General features: G+C 68.7%; 17 protein-coding genes. 14 read left to right on the top strand and 3 right to left on the bottom strand.

From position 1 onward, the window contains the following. The first annotated feature begins 86 nt into the window (after positions 1-86). The 4 genes from ACVCL3_RS08415 to ACVCL3_RS08400 all read left to right on the top strand — a co-directional run bounded on the left by ACVCL3_RS08415 (position 87) and on the right by ACVCL3_RS08400 (position 6,864). Entirely contained in the window at positions 87-3,224 is a 3,138-nt protein-coding gene (locus ACVCL3_RS08415) for an efflux RND transporter permease subunit (RefSeq protein ID WP_395116297.1), read from the top strand. A gap of 76 nt (positions 3,225-3,300) precedes the next feature. Then, positions 3,301-3,615, top strand: coding sequence for a LysM peptidoglycan-binding domain-containing protein (locus ACVCL3_RS08410; protein WP_447100992.1), 315 nt, complete (start codon positions 3,301-3,303; stop codon positions 3,613-3,615). Between the two features lie 257 nt (positions 3,616-3,872). Further along, a complete protein-coding gene (locus ACVCL3_RS08405; RefSeq protein ID WP_447100991.1) occupies positions 3,873-4,403 on the top strand; it encodes a hypothetical protein in 531 nt (176 codons plus the stop codon). Between the two features lie 235 nt (positions 4,404-4,638). Beyond that, on the top strand, positions 4,639-6,864 hold the full coding sequence (locus ACVCL3_RS08400) for an NADP-dependent isocitrate dehydrogenase (protein WP_447100990.1): 2,226 nt from the start codon (positions 4,639-4,641) through the stop codon (positions 6,862-6,864). Positions 6,865-6,882: 18 nt separating this feature from the next. Here ACVCL3_RS08400 and ACVCL3_RS08395 read toward each other — a convergent pair whose 3' ends face one another. Further along, complete coding sequence (locus ACVCL3_RS08395) at positions 6,883-7,827, bottom strand: aldo/keto reductase (protein ID WP_447097256.1); 945 nt, start codon at positions 7,825-7,827, stop codon at positions 6,883-6,885. 102 nt (positions 7,828-7,929) lie between these two features. Beyond that, entirely contained in the window at positions 7,930-8,127 is a 198-nt protein-coding gene (locus ACVCL3_RS08390; RefSeq protein WP_447100989.1) for a hypothetical protein, read from the bottom strand. 108 nt (positions 8,128-8,235) lie between these two features. Here ACVCL3_RS08390 and ACVCL3_RS08385 point away from each other — a divergent pair, with 108 nt between their 5' ends. The 4 genes from ACVCL3_RS08385 (at position 8,236) to ACVCL3_RS08370 (ending at position 12,096) form a co-directional block, all read left to right on the top strand. Further along, on the top strand, positions 8,236-9,156 hold the full coding sequence (locus tag ACVCL3_RS08385) for a LysR substrate-binding domain-containing protein (protein WP_395116321.1): 921 nt from the start codon (positions 8,236-8,238) through the stop codon (positions 9,154-9,156). Positions 9,157-9,229: 73 nt separating this feature from the next. Next, a complete protein-coding gene (locus tag ACVCL3_RS08380; RefSeq protein ID WP_447100988.1) occupies positions 9,230-10,342 on the top strand; it encodes an S-(hydroxymethyl)glutathione dehydrogenase/class III alcohol dehydrogenase in 1,113 nt (370 codons plus the stop codon). Positions 10,343-10,576: 234 nt separating this feature from the next. Beyond that, a complete protein-coding gene (locus ACVCL3_RS08375; protein ID WP_395116324.1) occupies positions 10,577-11,536 on the top strand; it encodes a class I SAM-dependent methyltransferase in 960 nt (319 codons plus the stop codon). A gap of 23 nt (positions 11,537-11,559) precedes the next feature. After that, positions 11,560-12,096: a pseudouridine synthase gene (locus ACVCL3_RS08370; RefSeq protein WP_447097251.1), complete on the top strand. Its 537-nt coding sequence runs from the start codon at positions 11,560-11,562 to the stop codon at positions 12,094-12,096. A gap of 61 nt (positions 12,097-12,157) precedes the next feature. Here the strand turns inward: ACVCL3_RS08370 and ACVCL3_RS08365 are convergent, their stop codons facing one another. After that, entirely contained in the window at positions 12,158-12,955 is a 798-nt protein-coding gene (locus tag ACVCL3_RS08365; protein WP_447100987.1) for a TatD family hydrolase, read from the bottom strand. 204 nt (positions 12,956-13,159) lie between these two features. Here ACVCL3_RS08365 and ACVCL3_RS08360 point away from each other — a divergent pair, with 204 nt between their 5' ends. The 6 genes from ACVCL3_RS08360 (at position 13,160) to ACVCL3_RS08335 (ending at position 21,820) form a co-directional block, all read left to right on the top strand. Then, positions 13,160-14,752: a M4 family metallopeptidase gene (locus tag ACVCL3_RS08360; RefSeq protein WP_447100986.1), complete on the top strand. Its 1,593-nt coding sequence runs from the start codon at positions 13,160-13,162 to the stop codon at positions 14,750-14,752. 134 nt (positions 14,753-14,886) lie between these two features. Next, a complete protein-coding gene (locus ACVCL3_RS08355) occupies positions 14,887-17,337 on the top strand; it encodes an ESPR-type extended signal peptide-containing protein (RefSeq protein WP_447100985.1) in 2,451 nt (816 codons plus the stop codon). Between the two features lie 149 nt (positions 17,338-17,486). Beyond that, positions 17,487-19,217, top strand: a complete 1,731-nt coding sequence (gene gspE / locus ACVCL3_RS08350; protein WP_447100984.1) for a type II secretion system ATPase GspE — start codon at positions 17,487-17,489, stop codon at positions 19,215-19,217. Between the two features lie 114 nt (positions 19,218-19,331). Then, positions 19,332-20,549, top strand: a complete 1,218-nt coding sequence (gene gspF, locus ACVCL3_RS08345; protein WP_447100983.1) for a type II secretion system inner membrane protein GspF — start codon at positions 19,332-19,334, stop codon at positions 20,547-20,549. 357 nt (positions 20,550-20,906) lie between these two features. Continuing rightward, positions 20,907-21,275, top strand: a complete 369-nt coding sequence (locus tag ACVCL3_RS08340; protein WP_246031223.1) for a type II secretion system protein GspG — start codon at positions 20,907-20,909, stop codon at positions 21,273-21,275. A 134-nt stretch (positions 21,276-21,409) separates the two neighbouring features. Further along, on the top strand, positions 21,410-21,820 hold the full coding sequence (locus tag ACVCL3_RS08335) for a GspH/FimT family pseudopilin (protein ID WP_447099537.1): 411 nt from the start codon (positions 21,410-21,412) through the stop codon (positions 21,818-21,820). The last annotated feature ends 123 nt before the right edge of the window (positions 21,821-21,943 follow it).

Raw genomic sequence — 21,943 nt, 5'->3', positions numbered from 1 at the left:
TTTTGCCGCTGGTGCGTTGAGGGTGGGATGATCCGCCTGGATCCCGCCCGGCATCGTGCCGCCTGCACCACGGTCGTGTTTCCCGCATGAATGTCTCCGGCTCCTTCATCCGCCGTCCGATCGGCACCAGCTTGCTCGCGATCGGCCTGTTCGTCGGCGGCATGATCTGCTACTTCCTGCTCGGCGTGTCGGCGCTGCCGAACATGCAGTTCCCGGCGATCTTCGTGCAGGCCAGCCAGGCCGGCGCCGACGCCAGCACCATGGCCTCCACCGTGGCCGCGCCGCTGGAACGGCACCTGGGCCAGGTCCCCGGCATCGAGACGATGCGCTCGTCCAGTTCGGAAGGGCGCACCTTCGTCTTCATGATGTTCCGCAACGGCACCGACCTGGGTTCGGCCGCGCGCGACGTGCAGGCGGCGATCAACGCGGCCGCGCCGGACCTGCCCAGCGGCCTCAACGGCGCGCCCAGCTACCAGAAGGCCAATCCCAACGACGACCCGGTGATCGCCTTCGCGCTGACCTCCGACACGCAGGCCGCGGGCGATCTCTACAACGTCGCCGACACCTTGCTGGCGCAGCGCCTGCGCCAGTTGCCGGGTGTCTCGTCGGTGGAGATCGCCGGCGCCTCGACCCCGGCGATCCGCGTCGACGTGAACCTGCGCGCGCTCAACGCGATGGGCCTGTCGCCGGACCAGCTGCGCAACGCCTTGCGCGCGGCCAACGTGACCTCGCCGGAAGGCTTCCTCAGCGACGGCAAGACGCGCATGGCGGTGGCCGCCACCACCTCGCTGCACAGCGCCGCGGACTTCGCGAAACTGGTGGTGGCCAGCCACGATGGCACGCCGGTGCGCCTCGCCGACGTGGCGAACGTCTACGCCGGTACCGAGGACGCCTACCAGGCGGCGTGGTTCGGCGGCCAGCCGGCGGTGCTGATGTACGTGTACAAGAAGGCCGACGCCAACGTCATCTCCACCGTGGACCTGGTCAAGGCACAACTGCCGGCGCTGCGCACGTTCCTGCAGCCAGGCACCCGGCTCACCCCGTTCTTCGACGGCACGCCAACCATCCGCGCCTCGCTGCATGAGGTACAGGCGACCTTGCTGATCTCGCTGGCGATGGTGGTGCTGACCATGGCGCTGTTCCTGCGTCGTCTCGCACCCACGCTGATCGCCGCGGTGGCGGTGCCGCTGTCGCTGGCCGGTGCGTTCGTGGCGATGTACATCCTCGACTACACGCTCAACAACCTCACCCTGCTGGCGCTGGTGATCGCGATCGGGTTCGTGGTGGACGACGCGATCGTGGTGATCGAGAACATCATTCGCCACATCGACGACGGCATGACGCGCATGCAGGCCACCCTGGCCGGCGCGCGCGAGATCGGCTTCACCATCGTCTCGATCACCGCCTCGCTGGTGGCGGTGTTCATCCCGCTGCTGTTCGCCGGCGGCATCACCGGCATGTTCATGCACGAGTTCGCGGTGACCCTGGTGGCGGCGATCGTGGTGTCGGCCGCGGTGTCGCTGACGCTCACGCCGGCGCTGTGCGGGCGTTTCCTCGGCGGCCATCGCGCACGCGAGGCCAGCGCCGGGCCCGCGCGCAGCCACGTGCTGGACCGCTTCCACGCCCGCATGCTCGGCGTGTACCGGCGGGCGCTGGATTTCTCGCTGCGCCACGTGCTGGCCTTCTCGCTGACGCCCCTGGTGCTGATCGTCGCCACGTTCTACCTGTTCACCGTGGTCAAGACCGGTCTGTTCCCGCAGCAGGACACCGGCCTGATCTGGGGCCGCGCCACCTCCAGCGCCACGGTATCGTTCGACGAGAGCCGGCAGCGGCTGGAGCGGCTCACCGCGATGCTGCTGGCCGACCCGGACGTGGCCACGGTGGGCACGCGCCTGGGCAGCAGCCGCCAGGGTGCCAGCGGCTCGTTCAACATCGACCTCAAGACGCGCAGCGAAGGGCGCACCGACGACACCTTCACCGTGCTGGCCCGGTTGAGCGCCAAGGCCGCGAAGTATCCCGACCTGCACCTGCGCCTGCGCGCCGTGCAGGACCTGCCCAGCGGCGGTGGCGGCGGCACCAGCCAGGGCGCGCAATACCAGGTCTCGCTGCAGGGCAACGACCTCGCCACGCTGCAACTGTGGCTGCCGCGATTGGTGGCCGAGCTGAAGAAGAACCCGCTGCTGCGCGACGTCGGCAGCGACGTGGAGGAGGGCGGCCTGCGCCAGAACATCGTGATCGATCGCGACACCGCGGCGCGGCTCGGGGTGTCCATCGGCGCCATCGACGGCGCGCTTTACGACGCCTTCGGCCAGCGCCAGGTGTCGACCATCTACTCGGACATCAACCAGTACAGCGTGGTGGTCAACGCGCTGCCCGCGCAGACCGCCACGCCGGACGCGCTCAATCGCGTATACGTGAAATCGAACCAGGGCCAGATGGTGCCGATCACCGCGTTCGCCCGCCAGGAATCCGGCCTGGCGCCGTCGCAGATCACCCACCAGAACCAGTTCACCACGATGGACCTGAGCTTCAACCTCGCGCCCGGGGTGAGCATGGGCCAGGCGATGCAGGTGATCCAGGCCACCGTGGGCAACATGCGCATGCCCGGCGACATCAAGCTCAACATGGGCGGGGATTTCCGCCGCTTCCAGGAATCGCAGAGTGGCATGCTGTGGCTGGTGCTGGCCGCGATCGTCACCGTCTACATCGTGCTTGGCATGCTGTACGAGAGCCTGATCCACCCCGTCACCATCCTTTCTACGCTGCCGGCGGCAGGTGTCGGCGCGTTGCTGGCACTGTGGCTGACCGACACCGAGTTGTCGGTGGTGGCGCAGATCGCGCTGGTGCTGTTGATCGGCATCGTCAAGAAGAACGCGATCATGATGATCGACTTCGCCCTGGTCGCCCAGCGCGAACACCACAAGCCGCCGCTGGAGGCCGTGCGCGAAGCCTGCCTGGTGCGCTTCCGCCCGATCATGATGACCACCATGGTCGCCATCCTCGCCGCCCTGCCCATCGCCATCGGCCTCGGCGAAGGCAGCGAACTGCGCCGCCCGCTCGGCATCGCCCTGATCGGCGGCCTGCTGATTTCGCAAAGCCTCACCCTGCTCAGTACCCCAGCGCTGTACGTGGTGTTCTCCTGCCTGGCCGAGCGGCGCAAGGCGTGGAGCGCGCGCCGGCGCGAGCGCAAGCTGGCACGGCGGCAACGCCTGGCCGAGGTGTGAGCGGCGCGCTTCGTGGCAGGAGCATGAACGTTGGGACACCCGCGCTCACGGGGCGTTGATCGCGCAGCCGTTACCCATGGCGCTTGGCATCGGATCGGAGATCGGCATGAGCGAGCGGACTGACCCGCGCGAAGAAGTGCGCCGCCAGGCGGCGCGGATGTCGCCGGCGACCAAGGCGGATTTCACCGACACCGCATCACACGTGAGCGATGCGGTGGACGGGACCCGCATCTACGAGGTCGCCGCCGGCGACGATCTGCAGGGCATCGCCCGTCGCTTCTACGGCAATGCCGACGGCTGGCGGCGGATCCTGGACGAGAACCGCGGTCTCATCGCGGATCCCGGTCGGCTCGCGGTAGGACAGATGCTGAAGATTCCGGCGAAGCCGTGATCCTCACGCGGCCAAGGCGACGCGCCGACATCGCGCGTTCAGCTGGCCGCCTCAAGCTGAACGGCGCACCGCGGTGCTGATGGCCTGCTCACGAGCCGTTTACCGCGCCGCCGTTACCTCTGGTCGCCAGCTTCCCGCAGTGCCTTGGTGAAGTCTCGTGTTCGACGCGCTTGGCGACGAACTCCCAACCCGGATCGGACCCAAGCCAGACGGGTCCGTGCAACCCCGGGCTTTCAGCGATGAAAAGAGGTGCCCCCATGAAAACTACCCGACAACCCCTGATGCTTGCCGCGTCGCTGGCCGCAGCACTGGCGCTGAGCGCGTGCGGCAAGAGTGAGCCGGCCTCGCCGGTGCCCTCCAGTCCGCCGCCGAGCGGAACGGCAGCGTCCACCTCGCCGGAGCCACCGGCATTTCCGCCCCCGGCCACCAGCACGGGCTTGGCCAATGAGAGCGCCGTCGCGGCCGTGAGCTTCGCCTCGCTTGAAGTGGGTTCGAGCGTCGACGCCAACCACAAGGTCGTGGCCACGGCCACCAGCTTCGCGCCGAAGGACACCATCTACGCGTCGGTCGAGACCACGGGTTCGGGCCACGCCACGCTGACGGCCCGGTGGCTCGGCCCGCGGGACCAGGCCTTGCACGAGGACAGCAAGGAGCTCGATGCGTCCGGCCCGGAAACGACGGCCTTCATGATCAGCCAGCCGGAGGGCTTCCCGCAGGGCGACTACAAGATCGAGATCTCGCTGGACGGGCAGCCGGTGGCGAGCAAGGACTTTTCCGTGAAGCCATGACGCTCCCTGCGTCTGGCCGCCGAAAGGGACGCGCTCGCCGCGTCCCTTTCGTTTTGCGGTGGAAAGGTCGGCGGGCATGACGACATGAAGGCGGCGCGCTTTCCCGTGGCACGCTAAAACGCGACAATGGGCAGATTGCACGCGCGATGATCGGGTCTTTCGCCGCCGCGATGACGCCGAGCGTGCAACGACATCCATCCCGCGCCACGCGGCAGCAGAGAGGTTCACTCATACCATGTCCACGTCGTCCAAGATCATCTACACGCTGACCGACGAAGCCCCGTTCCTCGCCACGCAGTCGCTGCTGCCGATCATCGCTGCCTTCGCCGGCACCGCCGGCATCGCGGTGGAGACGCGCGACATCTCGCTGGCCGGGCGCATCATCGCGCTGTTCCCCGAGCGCCTGCGCGAGGACCAGCGCATCGCCGACGACCTCGCCGAGCTGGGCCGTCTGGCCACCACGCCGGAGGCGAACATCATCAAGCTGCCCAACATCAGCGCCTCGATGCCGCAGCTGAAGGCCGCGATCAGGGAATTGCAGGGCCAAGGCTACGCGCTGCCGGATTATCCCGACGAGCCGAAGGACGCCGACGAGAAAGACATCAAGGCGCGCTACGACCGGGTCAAGGGCAGCGCGGTGAACCCGGTGCTGCGCGAGGGCAACTCCGACCGCCGCGCGCCGGTTTCCGTGAAGAACTACGCGCGCAAGCATCCGCACCGGATGGGCGCGTGGAGCACGGATTCGAAGACCCGCGTGGCGCACATGGACGGCGGCGATTTCTACGGCAGCGAGAAATCCGTGACCGTGGAGCATGCCGGCAGCGTGCGCATCGAGTGGTTCGGCAAGGACGGCAGCCAGGTCGTGCTGAAGCCGAAGACGACGCTGCTTGCCGGCGAGATCATCGACGCGGCGGTGGTGTCGCGCCGCGCGCTGGCCGCGTTCATCGACGCGCAGATCGCCGATGCAAAGAAGCAGGGCGTATTGTTCTCGCTGCACCTCAAGGCGACCATGATGAAGGTCTCCGACCCGATCATGTTCGGCGTGGCGGTGGGCGAGTTCTACAAGGACGTGCTGGTCAAGCATGCCGACGCGCTGAAGCAGACCGGCTTCAACCCGAACAACGGCATCGGCGACCTGTACGCGCGCCTCGGCAGTCTGCCGGAGGCGACCCAGGCGGCGATCAGGGCCGACCTCGATGCCGAGTACGCGCAGCGTCCTGCGCTGGCGATGGTGAACTCCGACAAGGGCATCACCAACCTGCACGTGCCCAGCGACGTGATCATCGACGCCTCGATGCCGGCGATGATCCGCGACTCCGGCAAGATGTGGAACGCGAAGGGCGAGCTGCAGGACATCGTGGCGGTGATCCCCGACCGCAGCTACGCCGGCGTCTACCAGGCCACCATCGAGGACTGCAAGGCGCATGGCGCGTTCGATCCGGCCACCATGGGCAGCGTGCCGAACGTGGGCCTGATGGCGCAGGCGGCCGAGGAATACGGCTCGCACGACAAGACCTTCCAGATCGCTGGCGACGGCGTGGTGAAGGTGATCGACGAGGCCGGCAAGGTGCTGCTGCAGCATGACGTGGAAGCCGGCGACATCTGGCGCATGTGCCAGACGAAAGATGCGCCGATCCAGGACTGGGTGAAGCTGGCGGTGAGCCGCGCGCGGCACACGCCGGCGGTGTTCTGGCTGGACCCGCAGCGTGCGCACGACCGCCAGGTGATCGCCAAGGTCGAGCGCTACCTGAAGGACCACGACACCAGCGGCCTGGACATCCGCATCATGGATCCGGTGGCGGCCACGAAGTTTTCGCTCGAGCGCATCCGCCAGGGTCTGGACACGATCTCGGTCACCGGCAACGTGCTGCGCGACTACCTCACCGACCTGTTCCCGATCATGGAGCTGGGCACCAGCGCGAAGATGCTGTCGATCGTGCCGCTGATGGCCGGCGGCGGCCTGTTCGAGACCGGTGCCGGCGGCTCGGCACCGAAGCACGTGCAGCAGTTCCTGGAAGAGAACTACCTGCGCTGGGATTCGCTCGGCGAGTTCCTCGCGCTGGCCGCCTCGCTGGAACACCTCGGCAACCGCCACGGCAACGCCGAGGTGGACGTGCTGGCCAAGACGCTGGACCAGGCCAACGGCAAATTCCTCGACACCGACAAGTCGCCCTCGCGCAAGGTCGGCGGCATCGACAACCGCGGCAGCCACTTCTACCTCGCCATGTACTGGGCACAGGCACTGGCGGCGCAGGACGTGAGCGCCGCGCTGAAGGCGAGGTTCGCGCCGCTGGCCAAGGCGCTGACGGAGAACGAGGCGACCATCGTCGACGAGCTCGCCCGCGTGCAGGGCAAGCCGGTCGACATCGGCGGCTATTACCACCCGGACCGGATGAAGGCCGGCGCGGCGATGCGGCCCAGCGCCACGCTCAACACGGCGCTGGGGTTGTTGTCCGCGTGATGGCGTGATCGCGGCGGATCAGGCGCTGGCCTGATCCAGCGCCGCGATCTCGTCGGCGCGCAGCGAGAGCTGCAAGGCGCCGAGCAGTTCGTTCAATTGCGTCACGCTGGTGGCGCTGGCGATCGGCGCACTGATGCCCGGGCGCGCCATCAGCCAGGCCAACGCCACCTGGGCCGGCGTGGCGTGATGGGCGGCGGCCACCGCGTCCAGCGCAGCCAGCACGCCGAGTCCGCGCGGATTGAGGTGGGCGCGCACGCCACCGCTGCGTGCCGGATGGCCGGCGAGGTCGGCCGCCTGGCGGTACTTGCCGCTGAGGAAACCGCTGGCCAACGCGTAGTAGCAGATCACGCCGATGTTTTCGCGGCGGATCAGCGGTTCCAGTTCGGCCTCGTAGCCGCGGCGGCTGACCAGGTTGTATTCCGGCTGCAGCACGTCGTAGCGCGGCAGGTTGTGCTGCCTGGATACGGCCAGTGCGTCGGCGAAGCGTTCGGCGCTGTAGTTGGAGGCGCCGATCGCGCGCACCTTGCCCTGCTCGATGAGTCGCGCGAAGCCGCCCAGGGTGTCGGCCAGCAGCACGCTGGCGTCGTCCTCGTGCGCGAAATACAGGTCGATGTGATCGGTCTGCAGCCGCTGCAGCGAACCCTCCACCGCCTGCTGCAGGTTCACTGGCGCCAGCCCGCGGTGCCGCGTCCATTTGCCGACCTTGCTGGCGATCACCACCTGGTCGCGCTTGCCGCTGCGCCGCAGCCACTTGCCGATGATGGTCTCCGACTCGCCGCCGTGGTTGCCCGGCACCCATGCCGGGTAGACGTCGGCGGTGTCGATCAGGTTGCCGCCGCCATCGACGAAGGCGTCCAGCAGCTCGAACGCGCGCGGCTCGTCCACCGTCCAGCCGAAGACGTTGCTGCCGAAGGCAAGCGGCGCGATCGAAAGGGAGGTGCCGCCGAGTGACCGCTGTTGCATGGAACGCCTCTCCTGGTAACGAGCATGGAAAAAGGCGCGCGACGGTTGTCGCGCACCTTCATTCACATGGTGCATTCCAGACCGCATTCAAGCCGCGGATGGCTAGTGCGGCGCCACGATGCGCGGCCACACGGCGGCGCAGCAGGCCAGTGCCGCGGCCTTGGCGTCGCGGCTGGCGGGTGCTGCGGGGGCCTCGGTATCGGTCGTGTCGGCGGCCGGGGTTTCCGCGCGCCATTCGAGGTCGTCCTTGTGCAGCAGGTGGCCGTGCAGGAACAGCAGATCTTTCCAGATCGAGCTCATGGGGTGCCTCCTCGGGAGGGTGTCAGGCTTGGGGTGTGCTCAAGATACGCGCGCGGACAAGCGCCAAAAAGCGATATATTCGCAAGCCAGACTTGAGAGATATTCAAGATGGGCAAGCTGCCGCTGGGACTGCTGCAACAGTTCGTGCTGATCGCCCGCCAGGGCAATCTGTCGCGCGCGGCGCGCGAGGCGAACCTCACCGTCAGCGCGCTCAGCCATCAGATGAAACAGCTGGAGGAGCGGCTGGATCGGCGCCTGTTCGAGCGCGGGCCGCGCGGGGTGACGCTGACCGTCGACGGCAACTGTTTGCTGGAAGCGGTGGGCGAGCACGTCGACGGCATCGAGCACGCGCTCGGCGCCTATCGCACGCGCCACCACGACGCGCTCACGCTCAGCGCCAGCCCCGGCATCATGTCGAGCTGGCTGGTGCCGCGGTTGCCGAAACTGGTCGCTGCGTATCCGGAGCTGGAGCTCAGCCTGCAATCCGGTTCGACCCTGGTGAACTTCGCGCGCGAACCGGTGGACGTGGCGCTGCGTTACGGCCGCGGCCAGTGGCCGGAGCTCCTCTGCGAAAGGCTGTTCGGCGAATGGATCGCACCGGTGGCCGCGCCCGCACTGGTCGCGCGGATGGCCGGCGTCGATCCGCACGATTTGTCGCGCTGGCCGCTGCTCGGCGAGCCCGGCGAATCGACCCGCTGGAGCGACTGGTTCGGCCGCACCGGCGGCACGCCGCCGAAACGCTACGTGGCGCAGTTCGACAGCCTCGACGCGCTGCGCCATGCGGCGCTGGAGGGTCTCGGCGTGGCGCTGGGGCGGATGGTGACGTCGAAGTCGCTGATCGACGCCGGCCGCCTGCAGGTGCTGGGCAACAGCTACCTGGCGGTGAAGGAGGCCTATTGGCTGGTGTATCCGCCGCGCTCGCAGGAGCACCGCGGCCTGCAGCGCTTCCGCGACTGGCTGCTGGCGGAGGCGGCCGAATACCGGGGGCAGATGTCGAGCTTCCGGCCCGACGACCTGGCGGTCGATTGACGCAGTTGCGCAAAGTGGCTGAAAACAGGCCATCATCGCGGCTCGTTGCCGATCCATTGCGAGGAGTCGAACCATGAAATCACGTGCCGCCGTCGCCTGGGCCGCCGGCCAGCCGCTCTCCATCGAACAGGTCGACGTGGCCAGCCCGAAGGCGGGCGAGGTGCTGGTGCGCATCGTCGCCACCGGCGTGTGCCACACCGATGCGTTCACCTTGTCCGGCGACGATCCGGAAGGGCAGTTCCCGGTGATCCTCGGCCACGAGGGCGGCGGCATCGTCGAGGAAGTCGGCGCGGGCGTGACCTCGCTCAAGGTCGGCGACCACGTGATTCCGCTGTACACGCCCGAATGCGGCGAGTGCAAGTTCTGCCGCTCGGGCAAGACCAACCTGTGCCAGAAGATCCGCGTCACCCAGGGCCGGGGCCTGATGCCCGACGGCACCTCGCGGTTCTCGCTCGACGGCAAGCCGCTGCTGCACTACATGGGCACCAGCACGTTCAGCGAGTACACCGTGCTGCCGGAAATCTCGCTGGCGAAGATCAACAAGGCCGCGCCGCTGGAAAAGGTCTGCCTGCTCGGCTGCGGCATCACCACCGGCATCGGCGCGGTGCTCAATACGGCGAAAGTGGAACCCGGCGCCTCCGTCGCGGTGTTCGGCCTGGGCGGCATCGGCCTGTCGGTGGTGCAGGGCGCGGTGATGGCCAAGGCCGGACGCATCATCGCGATCGACCGCCACCCGGAAAAGTTCGCGATGGCCAAGGCGCTTGGCGCCACCGACTGCATCAACGTGGCCGACTACCCCGACACGCCGATCCAGCAGGTCATCGTCGAGCTCACCGATGGCGGCGTGGACTACTCGTTCGAGTGCATCGGCAACGTGCACGTGATGCGCTCGGCGCTGGAGTGCTGCCACAAGGGCTGGGGCGAGTCGATCATCATCGGCGTGGCCGGCGCGGGCCAGGAGATCAGCACGCGGCCGTTCCAGCTGGTCACCGGCCGGGTGTGGCGCGGCTCGGCGTTCGGCGGCGTCAAGGGTCGCTCGCAACTGCCCGGCTACGTCGACCGCTACCTGGCTGGCGAGATCCACATCGACGAGATGATCAGCCAGGTGCTGCCGCTGGAGCGCATCAACGAGGCGTTCGAGCTGATGCACGGCGGCAAGGTGATCCGCTCGGTGATCCAGTACTGAGCCGTTCTTGCGGGCTGCGGGATGCCGTAGAATGGGTGCGCGAGAGGGGCGGGCGCACGGCTCGCTTCCACCTGTCCACCTGGTCTGCACGGTCTTTCCGCCATATTGGCCGCCATCAACCGCTTTGTGCTCCACCTGCCCCGCGACGGCCTCGGCCGGAGGCGGGCAGTCGCGTGGCGCATTCGAACCACCACTGCATCGCGTCCGGACGGCCTGCGGGCCAGGGAGTCAACGATGAACCAAGCGAATCCTGCCAACTCTTCGTCCCGCGCACGATCGCGGCCGCGTTTCGCCTGGCTGCTGATCGCCGCGCTGGCGCTGCCGGCATGTGCGCAACAGGTGGCGCCGGGCGCCTCCACCGAAGCGGACCAGCCGGCCGATGCGCTGGTGCCGCCGACCAGCGCCAGCGATTTCACTGCCTCGCAACTGGACCAGGTGCTGGCGGGCAGCTGGCGTTCGCCGGCCAACCGTGCGCGTGACGTCTATCGCCATCCCAAGGCGACCTTGCAGTTCTTCGGCGTGCAGCCGGACCAGACGGTGATCGAGATCACCCCCGGCGGTGGCTGGTACAGCGAGATCCTGGCGCCGCTGCTCAACGACAACGGCCACTACATCGCCGCAGTGACGGCGCCGCGACGTGACGCCGAGGCGCGCCGCGACGACAGTGCGCTGCATCGCCTGTTCGCCGCCGATCCGGCGCACTACGGCAACGCGAAAATCATCGAGTTCGATCCGCACGCGCCGGTGTTCGGCCCGCCCGCCTCGGCGGACACGGTGCTGACCTTCCGCAATGTTCACAACTGGGTCCAGGCAGGTACCGCGCCGGCCATGTTCAAGGCGTTCTTCGCGGTGCTGCGGCCCGGCGGCGTGCTGGGCGTGGCCGACCATCGCGCCGCGCCGGGTGCCAGCCTCGAATCGGTGAAGGGCAGCGGCTACCTGCCCACCGACTACGTGGTGAAGCTGGCCGTCGAGGCTGGTTTCGTGCTCGACGGCAGCAGCGAGGTCAACGCCAATCCGCAGGACACGCACGACCATCCCAAGGGCGTGTGGACGCTGCCGCCCACGCTGACCCTGGGCGAGCAGGATCGGGCGAAGTACCAGGCCATCGGCGAGTCGGATCGCATGACGCTGCGCTTCGTCAAGCCGACCGCGCCGACGAGTGCCGCCACTGCCGCCGCCACGTCCGCCCGGTAATCCGGGCGGTCGCTGCACCCGTCATGCTGCTGGCGCTCAACAAGCCGTACGGCGTGCTCTGCCAGTTCACCGACCGCGAAGGCCGCGCCACGCTGGCCGATTACGTCGCGCAAACGGACGTCTATGCGGCTGGACGGCTGGATCGCGACAGTGAAGGTCTGCTGCTGCTCACCGACGACGGCGCACTCGCACACCGGCTCACCGACCCGCGCCACAAGCAGGCCAAGACCTATCTGGCCCAGGTCGAAGGTTGCATCGACGAAGCCGCGCTGGCCGCGCTGCGCCGTGGCGTGAGGTTGAACGACGGCCCGACCCTGCCGGCCGAGGCCGCCTTCGCCGCCGAACCGGACTGGCTGTGGCCGCGCGACCCGCCGGTGCGCTTCCGCCAGGCGATCCCCACCAGCTGGCTCAGCCTCACCCTGCGCGAAGGCCGCAACCGTCAGGTGCGTCGCATGACCGCCGCGGTCGGCTTTCCGACCTTGCGGCTGATCCGCGTGCGCGTCGGCGACCACACGCTGGATGGCCTGGCCCCCGGCGAGTCGCGCGTGCTGACGGTGTAGGGCGGGCGCTGCCCGCCGCTCTTCACTCTTCGGGACGCGGAATCCGGCGGGCAGTGCCGCCCTACGCCAGCGGCGGCAATCCGAAGAACGCCTCGGCGGTCGCCGTGCTGTTCGCGGCGGTGACTTCCGGACTCTCGCCGCGATCGCGGGCGATCTCCTCGCAGATGTGCCTCAGGTACATCGGCTCGTTGCGCCGATGCACCGGCGACGGACGCACCGTGCGTGGCAGCAGGTAGGGCGCGTCGGTCTCGATCATCAGGCGGTGCGCGGGGATCTCGCGCACCAGCTCGCGCAGGTGGGTGCCGCGGCGTTCGTCGCAGATCCAGCCGGTGATCCCGATGTGGCAATCCAGTGCGAGGTAGTCGCGCAGCGCCTCGCCGGTGTCGGTGAAGCAGTGCACCACCGCGCCGGGCACCTTGTCGCGCCAGCGCCGCAGCAGCGCGACGAAATCGTCGTGCGCATCGCGCTGATGCAGGAACAGCGGCTTGTGCACATCCGCCGCGACCCGCAGTTGGCGCTCGAACACGGCCAGCTGGACCTCGCGCGGCGAGTAGTTGCGGTTGTAGTCCAGTCCGGTTTCGCCGACCGCGCGCACCGCCGGGTCGCGCGCCAGCTCGCGCAGCAGCGCCTCGGTGGCGTCGTCGAAGTCGATCGCGTGGTGCGGATGCACGCCGGCGGTGGCGAACAGGCGGCCGGCGTGGTCGTGTGCCAGGGCCAGCGCGTGGCGGCTGCCGTCGGCAGAGGCGCCGGTCACGATCATCCGGCTCACGCCGTGCTCCTGCGCACGCGCCAGCATGGCGTCGAAGTCGTGCCGGAACGATTCGTGGCCGAGATTGGCGCCGATGTCGATGAGCTGCATGAAAGGCCTGCGGGAAGCGTGAAGCGGGCGACGAAAAACACCAGTGTGGACAGGTTCTCGGAATTTTTCCAATTGACGGGCCGTGCGCCACTCTCCTACGGTCGCCGATTCGCCGCTCCGGGGAGGGCGGCGGAATCCAGCTGACCGTGCTGCGGCGCCTGCGCACCGCCACGGCAGATCGTCTGAATGTTTTGGGGGATGGAAATGCTCAACAAGAAACTCGTCGCTGCCCTGGTCCTGGCTTTGGGTGGCGCCACCGCCGCGTCGTGCATGGCCGCAACGCCGCTGCACATTCGCGCCGGTGCGATGGGCCGGATCGCGCCTGCAACGCTGGCGAACCGACTGGGCCTGGGGACGGACGCCTCGTTCCAGGCGGATCGCCAGCTGCGCACCGCGCACGGCACGCTGAAATCGCGCGAGCGACAGACCTGGCGTGGCGTGCCGGTTTACGGCCGCAGCGTGGTGGTGGAACGCGACACGCGCGGCGCGGTGCTGTCGGTGGCGGGCTCGGCCGAGCGCGACATCGGCGCGCAACTCGCTTCGGCGCAGCCGCGGCTGACGGCCGCCGCCGCTACCGCCGCGCTGCGCCGGCACATGGGCGATACCGGCCTGGCGGCACGCAATGTCGACAGCGAGTTGTTCGTCTATCCGCAGGCCGGTCGCGCGCCGCGGTTGACCTATCGCGTGTCCTACGTGCTGGACAACCACGGTCAGCCATCGCGGCCGACCGCGATCGTCGACGCCGACACCGGCGCCGTGCTCAAGCAGTGGGACGGGCTCGCCCACGGCCGGCGTCCGCCGGGCGGCGGCAGCACGCCGGTCGCGGTCACCGCCACCGGCCCGGGCGGCAACGCGCTGACCGGCTCGTACAACTACGACAACTCCGGCCCGGGTCGCGAGCGCCTCGATGCGGTGCGCATCGGCAGCGTGTGCTACCTGCAGGACGCCGACGTGGCCACCTACAACCTGGCCGGCGGCCAGCGCGTCACGCAGTGGTCGTTCGGCTGTGCCGGCAGCAATCCGGCGCTGTGGGTGAGCCAGGGCGACGCGATCAACGGCGCATATTCGCCGATCAACGATGCGCATCATTTCGGCGGCGTGGTGCACGACATGTACTCGACCTGGTTCGGCGAGCCACCGCTGAAGAACACCGACGGCTCGGCGATGCAGCTGTCGATGTGGGTGCACTACGGCACCAACTACGAGAACGCGTTCTGGGACGGCCGCGAGATGGTGTTCGGCGACGGCGACCAGTACTTCTTCCCCTTCGTGGTGCTGGACGTGACCGGGCACGAGATCAGCCACGGCTTCACCGAGCAGCATTCGGGGCTTGAATACACCGGCCAGTCCGGCGGCATGAACGAGGCGTTCTCCGACATGGCCGGCGAGGCGGTGAAGTACTTCGACCGCGGCAGCAACGACTTCATGGTCGGCGCGGACATGGTCAAGCCGGCCACGGTGCCGCTGCTGGGCATGGCGGCGCTGCGCGACATGTGCACGCCGAGCAACGATGGTGCGTCCATCGACAGCGCGCGTGATTACAACGACTCGCTCGACGTTCATTACAGCAGCGGCGTGTACAACCGCGCGTTCTGCCTGCTGGCCAAGACCAGCGGCTGGAACACGCGCAAGGCGTTCGAGGTGTTCCACGACGCCAATGCGCTGTACTGGAGCCCGGCCGAAACCTTCGACGGCGGCGCCTGCGGAGTGGAACAGGCCGCCACCGACCGTGGCTATGCCGAGGCCGACGTGGCCGCTGCCTTCAACGCAGTGGACGTGGCCTGCGCCGCACCCTGAACCGGCCCGTTCGGGCCGAATCCGCCACCGGGCGTGACCGGCGCAAGCCGCACGCCCCGGTGGCTGCACATCACACGCCAGGCACCGCCACGCGCATCGTCGCGCGGGCGGCGCCGCACAGGAATCTCAAAATCATGAACACGATCTACAGCAAGATCTGGAATGCCGCGCTGGGCGCGGTGGTGGTGGTATCGGAGCTGGCCTCGCGGCGCGGCCGTCGCGGCGGTTCGCGCCTGCGCCTGGTCGCCGCCGGCGTGCTGGCACTGGCGCTGGCGCCGCTGACGATCCACGCGCAGACCGCAGCCGCGAGCTGCACCTACACCGTCGACGGCGTCACCACCACGGTGCCGGCCACGCCCACCGGCGACGGCGCCTTCGTCTGCGGCGTGGATGCGGTCGCCAGCGGCGACAACGCCAGCGCATTCGGCTCCCACGCCAGCGCCACCGATGGTTCCGCCACGGCGGTGGGCGGCGACTATGTCGATACCGACGGCACGGTCTACAGCACCGAGGCGAGTGCCTATGGCGCGACCGCGTTGGGCGCCGGCGGCGGCGCGGACGGCGTCGACAGCACCGCGGTCGGCTCGCTGGCGTACGCCACCGGGCAGGGCGCGTTCGCCGGCGGCGCCAACTCCGGCGCGGATGGCTACAACAGCGTGGCGCTCGGCGCCAACGCGCAGGCATCGGACCGCGGCGGCATCGCGATTGGCGGCGGCGATCCGGACCCGGCCAATGGCTTCCTCGCCACCGAAGCCCAGGGTGAGGGTTCCATCGCCGTCGGTTCGCTGGCGGCTGCCGAAGGGCGCGGCGCGATCGCGCTGGGCTACCAGACCGTCGGCGTCGGCGACAACGCCACCGCCACCGGCAACGGTGCCTGGGCGCAGGGCGCCGGCGCAACCTCGGTCGGCGGCGCGGCCTACACCGGCGCCGACGCGGCCACCGCGGTAGGCAACAACGCCACCGCGCTGGCGCAAGGCGCGTTGGCACTGGGCGCAGACAGCCATGCCGAAGGCGTGTTCTCGATCGGCATGGGTACGCAGGACAGCAACGGCTACGGCGGCGCCATTGGCGAACAATCGCTGGCGCTGGGCTACGACAGCGGCGCGCTGAATGCCGGCACGGTCGCGCTGGGCGGCTACAGCGTTGCGCCGGGCTTCCTGGGCACGGCGCTGGGCTACAACTCGATGGCCATCGGTGACTACTCCCTGGCCAGCGGCACGGGTGCAGCGGCCAGTGGCGCCAGCAGCGTGGCGGTGGGCGAGAACTCGGCGGCCAGCGGCGACGAGAGCGTGGCCGTGGGTGGCAGCGCCGTCGGCGGGCAGTTCTTCACCGAGGCATCGGGCGTCGGCGCGACCGCGCTGGGCGCCGGCAGTTACGCCACCGGCGACTATGCCGCGGCGTTCGGCTGGCTGGCCGGCGCCGACGCGGTCAACGGCACCGCGCTGGGTTCGGGCGCGTGGGTGCAGTCCACCGCCGACAACGCGGTGGCGCTGGGCGCGCAGTCGCTGGCCGATCGCGCCGACACGGTGTCGGTGGGCAGCGCCGGCTTCGAGCGCCAGATCACCAACGTGGCCGCCGGTACCCAGGGCACCGATGCGGTGAATCTGGATCAGCTCAATGCGCTGCAGGCGCAACTCGACCTGACCGGCGCCGCGCTGGGCGACAATACCGCCGCGATCACCACCAACACCGCGGCGATCGGCGCGTTGGACGGCCGCGTCACCACCATCGAGGGGCAGATCGGCGATCTGCGGCAGAGCACGATGGAGCTGGGCGCGGTGGCGATCGATACGGTCGGCGACGGCAGCGACGACGCCAACGTGCTGGCCGGCTCCAGGGGCCTGGCGATCGGTTCGGCAGCCTCCGCCGGTGGCGATCATGCCACCGCGATCGGCGGTGACAGCCTGGCCGCCGGCGCGAACGACACCGCGATCGGCGGCAATGCCAGGGTGAACGCCGACGGCAGCACCGCCGTGGGCGCCAACAGCACGGTCGCGGCGAGCGCCACCAACGCGGTGGCGCTGGGCGAAGGCGCCTCGGTGACCGCTTCCGGCGCCGTCGCGCTGGGCCAGGGTTCGCTGGCCGATCGCGCCAACACGGTGTCGGTGGGCACGGCCGCGAACAACCGCCAGGTCACCAACGTGGCGGCCGGCAGCCAGGCCACCGACGCGGTCAACGTGGGCCAGGTCGAGCAGGCGCTGGTGACGGCCAAGAGCTACACCGACGCCAACGCGCAGCAGACCCTGCGCAGCGCCAACGCCTATGCCGACGCCAAGTTCGCCAACGTCGCCTCCACCGCCGACGTGAACGGCTTGCGCGACCAGATGAACGACCGCTTCCACGGCGTCGACAAGCGCATGGACCAGGTCGGCGCGATGGGCACGGCGATGGCGCAGATGGCGTTCAGCACGCAGGGCATCAACACGCCCAACCGGCTGGGCGTGGGTGTGGGCGGCTACCGCGGTGAAGCGGCGTTGTCGGTCGGTTATTCGCGGCAGCTGTCGCCGCGCGCCAACCTGACCTTCGGCGCGGCGGTGAGCGGCAACGAGGCATCCGGCGGCGTGGGTGTCGGCTTCGGCTGGTGACACGGTGGGGACGGCGGGCGGTCTGATGCCCGTCGTCCCCGTTTCGCGGTGGGTAATGCCCCGCAGGCTCCGTTGTGATACCAATGGCGTTTTCCGCGCGGTGTCGGGGGGCGCCGCGTATCGGGCATGCATTGAACGTGAGGTGACGGATGTCGGCAGCCATCGAGCCGGCGGGTGGCGGGGCAGGCGTGGGCGATGACCGCGAGGCCGCTGTCTGCGCCTGGCTGGTCGCGCGCGGCCGGCTGAAGGATTCCGACCTGGGCCGCGCACGGCGCCTGCACGAGGAATCCACCGAAGGTACGCTCACCACGCTGATGGCGCGGTTGGGGCTGGTTTCCGAACGCGACCTGGCCGAGGCCTGGGCCGAACTGCTGCAGGTGCCGCTGCTGGCCGCGCGCGACGCGCCGGAATTGCCGCCGGCCGAGCTGGAACTCTCGTTGCGCTTTCTCAAGCAGCAGCACGTGGTGCCCGTGCAGGAAGGCAGCGACGGGCTGGCCCTGCTGGTGGCCGATCCGGCCGATCCGTATCCGCTGCACGCGGTCGAGCTGGCCGCCGGACGCCCTGTCGCACTGCGCGTGGGGCTGCGTTCGGAGATCGACGGCCTGATCGAGCGCTATTACGGCTCCGGCCGCTCGGCGATGGGCACCATCGTGGAGAACCTCGACGGCAGCGCCGCCGAGGAGGACGACGTCGAGCACCTGCGCGACCTCGCCTCCGAGGCCCCGGTGATCCGGCTGGTCAACCTGATCCTGCAGCGCGCGGTGGAGCAGCGCGCCTCGGACGTGCACATCGAGCCGTTCGAGAACCGGCTGAAGGTGCGTTACCGCATCGACGGCGTATTGCATGAAGTGGAGGCGCCGCCGTCGTCGTCGACCGCGGCGGTGATCTCGCGCGTGAAGATCATGGCGCGCCTCAACATCGCCGAGCGCCGCCTGCCGCAGGATGGCCGCATCCAGCTGCGCGTGCAGGGCAAGGAGCTGGACCTGCGCGTGTCCACCGTGCCGACCAGCTTCGGCGAGTCGGTGGTGATGCGCATCCTGGACCGCGAATCGGTGGTGTTCGATTTCGAGTCGCTGGGTTTCACCGACAGCTTCAAGCAGCGCTTCGTCGAGGTGCTGAACAAGCCGCACGGCATCCTGCTGGTCACCGGCCCCACGGGCTCCGGCAAGACCACCACGCTGTACACCGCGCTGAGCCAGATCAATACCAACGACGTGAAGATCATCACCGTCGAGGACCCGGTCGAATACCAGCTCGAAGGCATCAACCAGATCCAGGTGAAGCCGCAGATCGGGCTGGATTTCTCCGGCGCCCTGCGCTCGATCATGCGCCAGGACCCGGACGTGATCATGATCGGCGAAATGCGCGACCTGGAAACCTGCCGCATCGCGATCCAGTCCGCGCTTACCGGCCACCTGGTGCTGTCCACGCTGCACACCAACTCGGCCGCCGGCGGCGTCACCCGACTGCTCGACATGGGCGTGGAGGATTACCTGCTCGGCTCCACCATCAACGGCATCCTGGCGCAGCGCCTGGTGCGCCGGCTCGATCCGGAAACTGCGATTGCCTACGAGGCCTTGCCCGAGGTGATCGCGCAGTTCGAACTGGAGAAATACACCGACGAACGCCCGATCCGCCTGTGGAAACCCGGCACCAGCGCGACCAACCCCAGCGGCTACCGCGGCCGCCGCGCGATCATGGAGTTCCTCACCATGAGCGACCCGCTGCGTCGCCTGGTGATGCAGCGCGCCAGCGAGGGCGAGATCGAGAAACAGGCCCGCGCCGAAGGCATGCGCACCATGTACGAGGACGGCATCGCCAAGGCCGTCGCCGGCATCACCACGCTGGAGGAGGTGATGCGTGTCACGCAGGAGGGCTGAGAATCGGGAATCGGGAATAGGGAATAGGAAGAGCAGGGGCCGCAAACTCGCGGCGACCCGCTTTTCCCATTCCCTATTCCCTATTCCCCATTCCCGGCTGGCGGAGCCAGCCAAGTGAGCCAGTTCCGCTACAAGGCCGTCAACGACGCCGGCGAAACGCTGCAGGGCCAGATGGAAGCGGGCAGCGTCGACGAGGTGATCGCACGGCTGCAGGACCAGGGGCACACGCCGCTGGAGGCGCGCTCGGCGGAGGGCGCGGCGACCGGCAGTGGCTTGGCCGGCATGTTCAAGCGCGGGCCGTTCACCGGCGACCAGCTGGCGCTGTTCACCCATCAGCTGGCGACCCTGCTCGGCGCGGGCCAGCCGCTGGACCGCGCGCTGACCATCCTGCTCGACCTGCCCGAGGGCGAATCGGCGAAAAAGCTGATCGAGCGGGTACGCGACCGCGTGCGCGGCGGCACCACGCTGTCCGCGGCGCTGGACGAGGAGCACGGCGTATTCCCGCGTCTGTACATCAGCCTGGTGCGCGCCGGCGAGGCGGGCGGTTCGCTGGAGGAAACCCTGCGCCGGCTGGCCGACTACCTGGAGCGCGCGCAGGCCTTGCGCGGCAGCATCACCAACGCGCTGATCTATCCGGCGTTCCTGATGGTCGGCGTGCTCGGTTCGCTGGTGCTGCTGCTGGCCTACGTGGTGCCGCAGTTCGTGCCGATCTTCCAGGACATGCAGGTGCCGATCCCGTGGATCACCTCGGCCGTGCTGGCGCTGGGCAACCTGCTGGCGGACTGGTGGTGGCTGATCGCGGTACTGCTGATCGGCGGCGGGCTGGTGTGGCGCGCGCGGCTGCGCGATCCGGCGGTGCGGCTGGCCTGGCACACGCGCCTGCTGGGGCTGCGCGTGATCGGCCCGCTGCTGCTCAAGGTCGAGACCGCGCGCATCGCCCGCACCCTGGGCACCTTGCTGCGCAACGGCGTGCCGCTGCTCGGCGCGCTGACCATCGCGCGCCAGGTCACCGGCAACGTTGCGCTGGACGCGGCGCTCGGTGCGGCGCACGAACAGGTCAAGGGCGGTGCCGGCCTGAGCCTCGCGCTGGGCCAGTCGAAACTGTTCCCGCGCCTCGCGCTGCAGATGGTGCAGGTGGGCGAGGAAGCCGGCCAGCTCGACGGCATGCTGCTGAAAGTGGCCGACACCTTCGAACTGGAATCGCGCCGCTCGATCGACCGCCTGCTCGCCGCGCTGGTACCCGCGCTGACCATCGTGATGACCGTGCTGGTGGGCATCATCATGGCCGCCATCCTGCTGCCGCTGCTGAGCATGACCAGCAGTATTCAGTGATTGAGAGCAGGGAATAGGGAATGGGGAATAGGGAATAGGGAATGGGGAATAGGGAATAGGGAATAGGGAATGGGGAATAGGGAATAGGGAATAGGGAATAGGGAATAGGGAATAGGGAATAGGGAATAGGGAATAGGGAATAGGGGAGTACGAAGCAGTTGGGTTTTTCGATTCAGTGATGGAGAGAACGTGATGGTGATGTCTTTGGTGTCGATGGAACGGAGAGTTGGAGATCGGGAGCGGGGAGGCGGGAATGCGGCAGGCTCCCGAGCGCGCCCTATTCCCTATTCCCCATTCCCTATTCCCGGGCGAAGCCGCGGGCGCACGCAGCGCGCCGGCGGCTTCACCCTCCTCGAAATGCTCGCCGTAATCGCGCTGATCGGCATCGTGGCGGTGGCGGTGATCACCAAGGTCATCCCCAGTTTCGACAAGGGCAAGTACAAGACCGGCAAGATCCAGTTGAGCACGCTGTCGCAGGACATCGACAACTACATGCTCGACAACGGCACGCCGCCGCAGCAGCTGGTCGACCTGGTGAAAAAGCCCGGCAACGCGCCCAACTGGCAGGGCCCGTACGCCAAGGAGTCGCAGCTGAAGGACCCCTACGGCCACGACTACGGCTACCAGTACCCCGGCCAGCACGGCAAATACGACCTCGTCTTCTACGGCGAGGATGGCAAGCCCGGCGGCGACGGGCTGAATGCGGATGCCGGGAACTGGCAATGAAGCCGGGAATAGGGAATAGGGAATGGGGAATGGGAAGAGCGACGTGCTCGAGCGCTCTTCCCATTCCCTATTCCCCATTCCCTATTCCCTGCCGTGGGCGCGCGCAGCGCGCCACCGGCTTCACCCTCCTCGAAATGCTCGTGGTCATCGTGCTGATCGGGTTGGCGGCGGTGGCGGTGTCGGTGTCGGTGACGCGGGGGCTGGCCGGGGCGCGGGTGCGCGCGGCCAGCAGCGAACTGGCCGGGGCGTTGCGCGCGACGCGGGCGCAGGCGATCGTGCATGCCGACGAGCAGGTCTTCGACGTCGATACCCGCGCCAACAGCTACCAGGGTGCCAGCCATCGCGACGTCGCCCTGCCCAAGGGCCTCAAGGTCAGCATCACCAGCGCAAAGGAAGACCGCCCCGACGACCATACCGGCCGCATCCGCTTCTTTCCCGACGGCAGCTCCACCGGCGGCCGCATCACCTTGAAAGCCGGCCAGCGCGAATGGCACGTCAACGTGTCGTGGCTGACTGGCGAGGTGCGGGTGGTGGATCAGCCATGAGGGCGGGGAACAGGGAATCGGGAATAGGGAATAGGCAAAGCAAGTTGCCGCGGGGCCGTGGCTGTTGCTCTTCCCATTCCCTATTCCCTATTCCCCATTCCCGGCGCGCTCCGCGCGCCAACG

It is taken from the genome of Rhodanobacter sp. UC4437_H4, from assembly GCF_052978425.1.
Note: the sequence above shows the minus strand (reverse complement) of the source record. Positions and strands in the feature narration are given on the sequence as shown.

Excerpts from the sequence above, each read along its gene's own strand:
- ACVCL3_RS08415 (WP_395116297.1), top strand. The coding sequence starts at position 87 with ATGAATGTCTCCGGCTCCTTCATCCGCCGTCCGATCGGCACCAGCTTG.
- ACVCL3_RS08410 (WP_447100992.1), top strand. The coding sequence starts at position 3,301 with ATGGCGCTTGGCATCGGATCGGAGATCGGCATGAGCGAGCGGACTGAC.
- ACVCL3_RS08405 (WP_447100991.1), top strand. The coding sequence starts at position 3,873 with ATGAAAACTACCCGACAACCCCTGATGCTTGCCGCGTCGCTGGCCGCA.
- ACVCL3_RS08400 (WP_447100990.1), top strand. The coding sequence starts at position 4,639 with ATGTCCACGTCGTCCAAGATCATCTACACGCTGACCGACGAAGCCCCG.
- ACVCL3_RS08395 (WP_447097256.1), bottom strand. The coding sequence starts at position 7,827 with ATGCAACAGCGGTCACTCGGCGGCACCTCCCTTTCGATCGCGCCGCTT.
- ACVCL3_RS08390 (WP_447100989.1), bottom strand. The coding sequence starts at position 8,127 with ATGAGCTCGATCTGGAAAGATCTGCTGTTCCTGCACGGCCACCTGCTG.
- ACVCL3_RS08385 (WP_395116321.1), top strand. The coding sequence starts at position 8,236 with ATGGGCAAGCTGCCGCTGGGACTGCTGCAACAGTTCGTGCTGATCGCC.
- ACVCL3_RS08380 (WP_447100988.1), top strand. The coding sequence starts at position 9,230 with ATGAAATCACGTGCCGCCGTCGCCTGGGCCGCCGGCCAGCCGCTCTCC.
- ACVCL3_RS08375 (WP_395116324.1), top strand. The coding sequence starts at position 10,577 with ATGAACCAAGCGAATCCTGCCAACTCTTCGTCCCGCGCACGATCGCGG.
- ACVCL3_RS08370 (WP_447097251.1), top strand. The coding sequence starts at position 11,560 with ATGCTGCTGGCGCTCAACAAGCCGTACGGCGTGCTCTGCCAGTTCACC.
- ACVCL3_RS08365 (WP_447100987.1), bottom strand. The coding sequence starts at position 12,955 with ATGCAGCTCATCGACATCGGCGCCAATCTCGGCCACGAATCGTTCCGG.
- ACVCL3_RS08360 (WP_447100986.1), top strand. The coding sequence starts at position 13,160 with ATGCTCAACAAGAAACTCGTCGCTGCCCTGGTCCTGGCTTTGGGTGGC.
- ACVCL3_RS08355 (WP_447100985.1), top strand. The coding sequence starts at position 14,887 with ATGAACACGATCTACAGCAAGATCTGGAATGCCGCGCTGGGCGCGGTG.
- gspE (WP_447100984.1), top strand. The coding sequence starts at position 17,487 with ATGTCGGCAGCCATCGAGCCGGCGGGTGGCGGGGCAGGCGTGGGCGAT.
- ACVCL3_RS08340 (WP_246031223.1), top strand. The coding sequence starts at position 20,907 with ATGCTCGCCGTAATCGCGCTGATCGGCATCGTGGCGGTGGCGGTGATC.
- ACVCL3_RS08335 (WP_447099537.1), top strand. The coding sequence starts at position 21,410 with ATGCTCGTGGTCATCGTGCTGATCGGGTTGGCGGCGGTGGCGGTGTCG.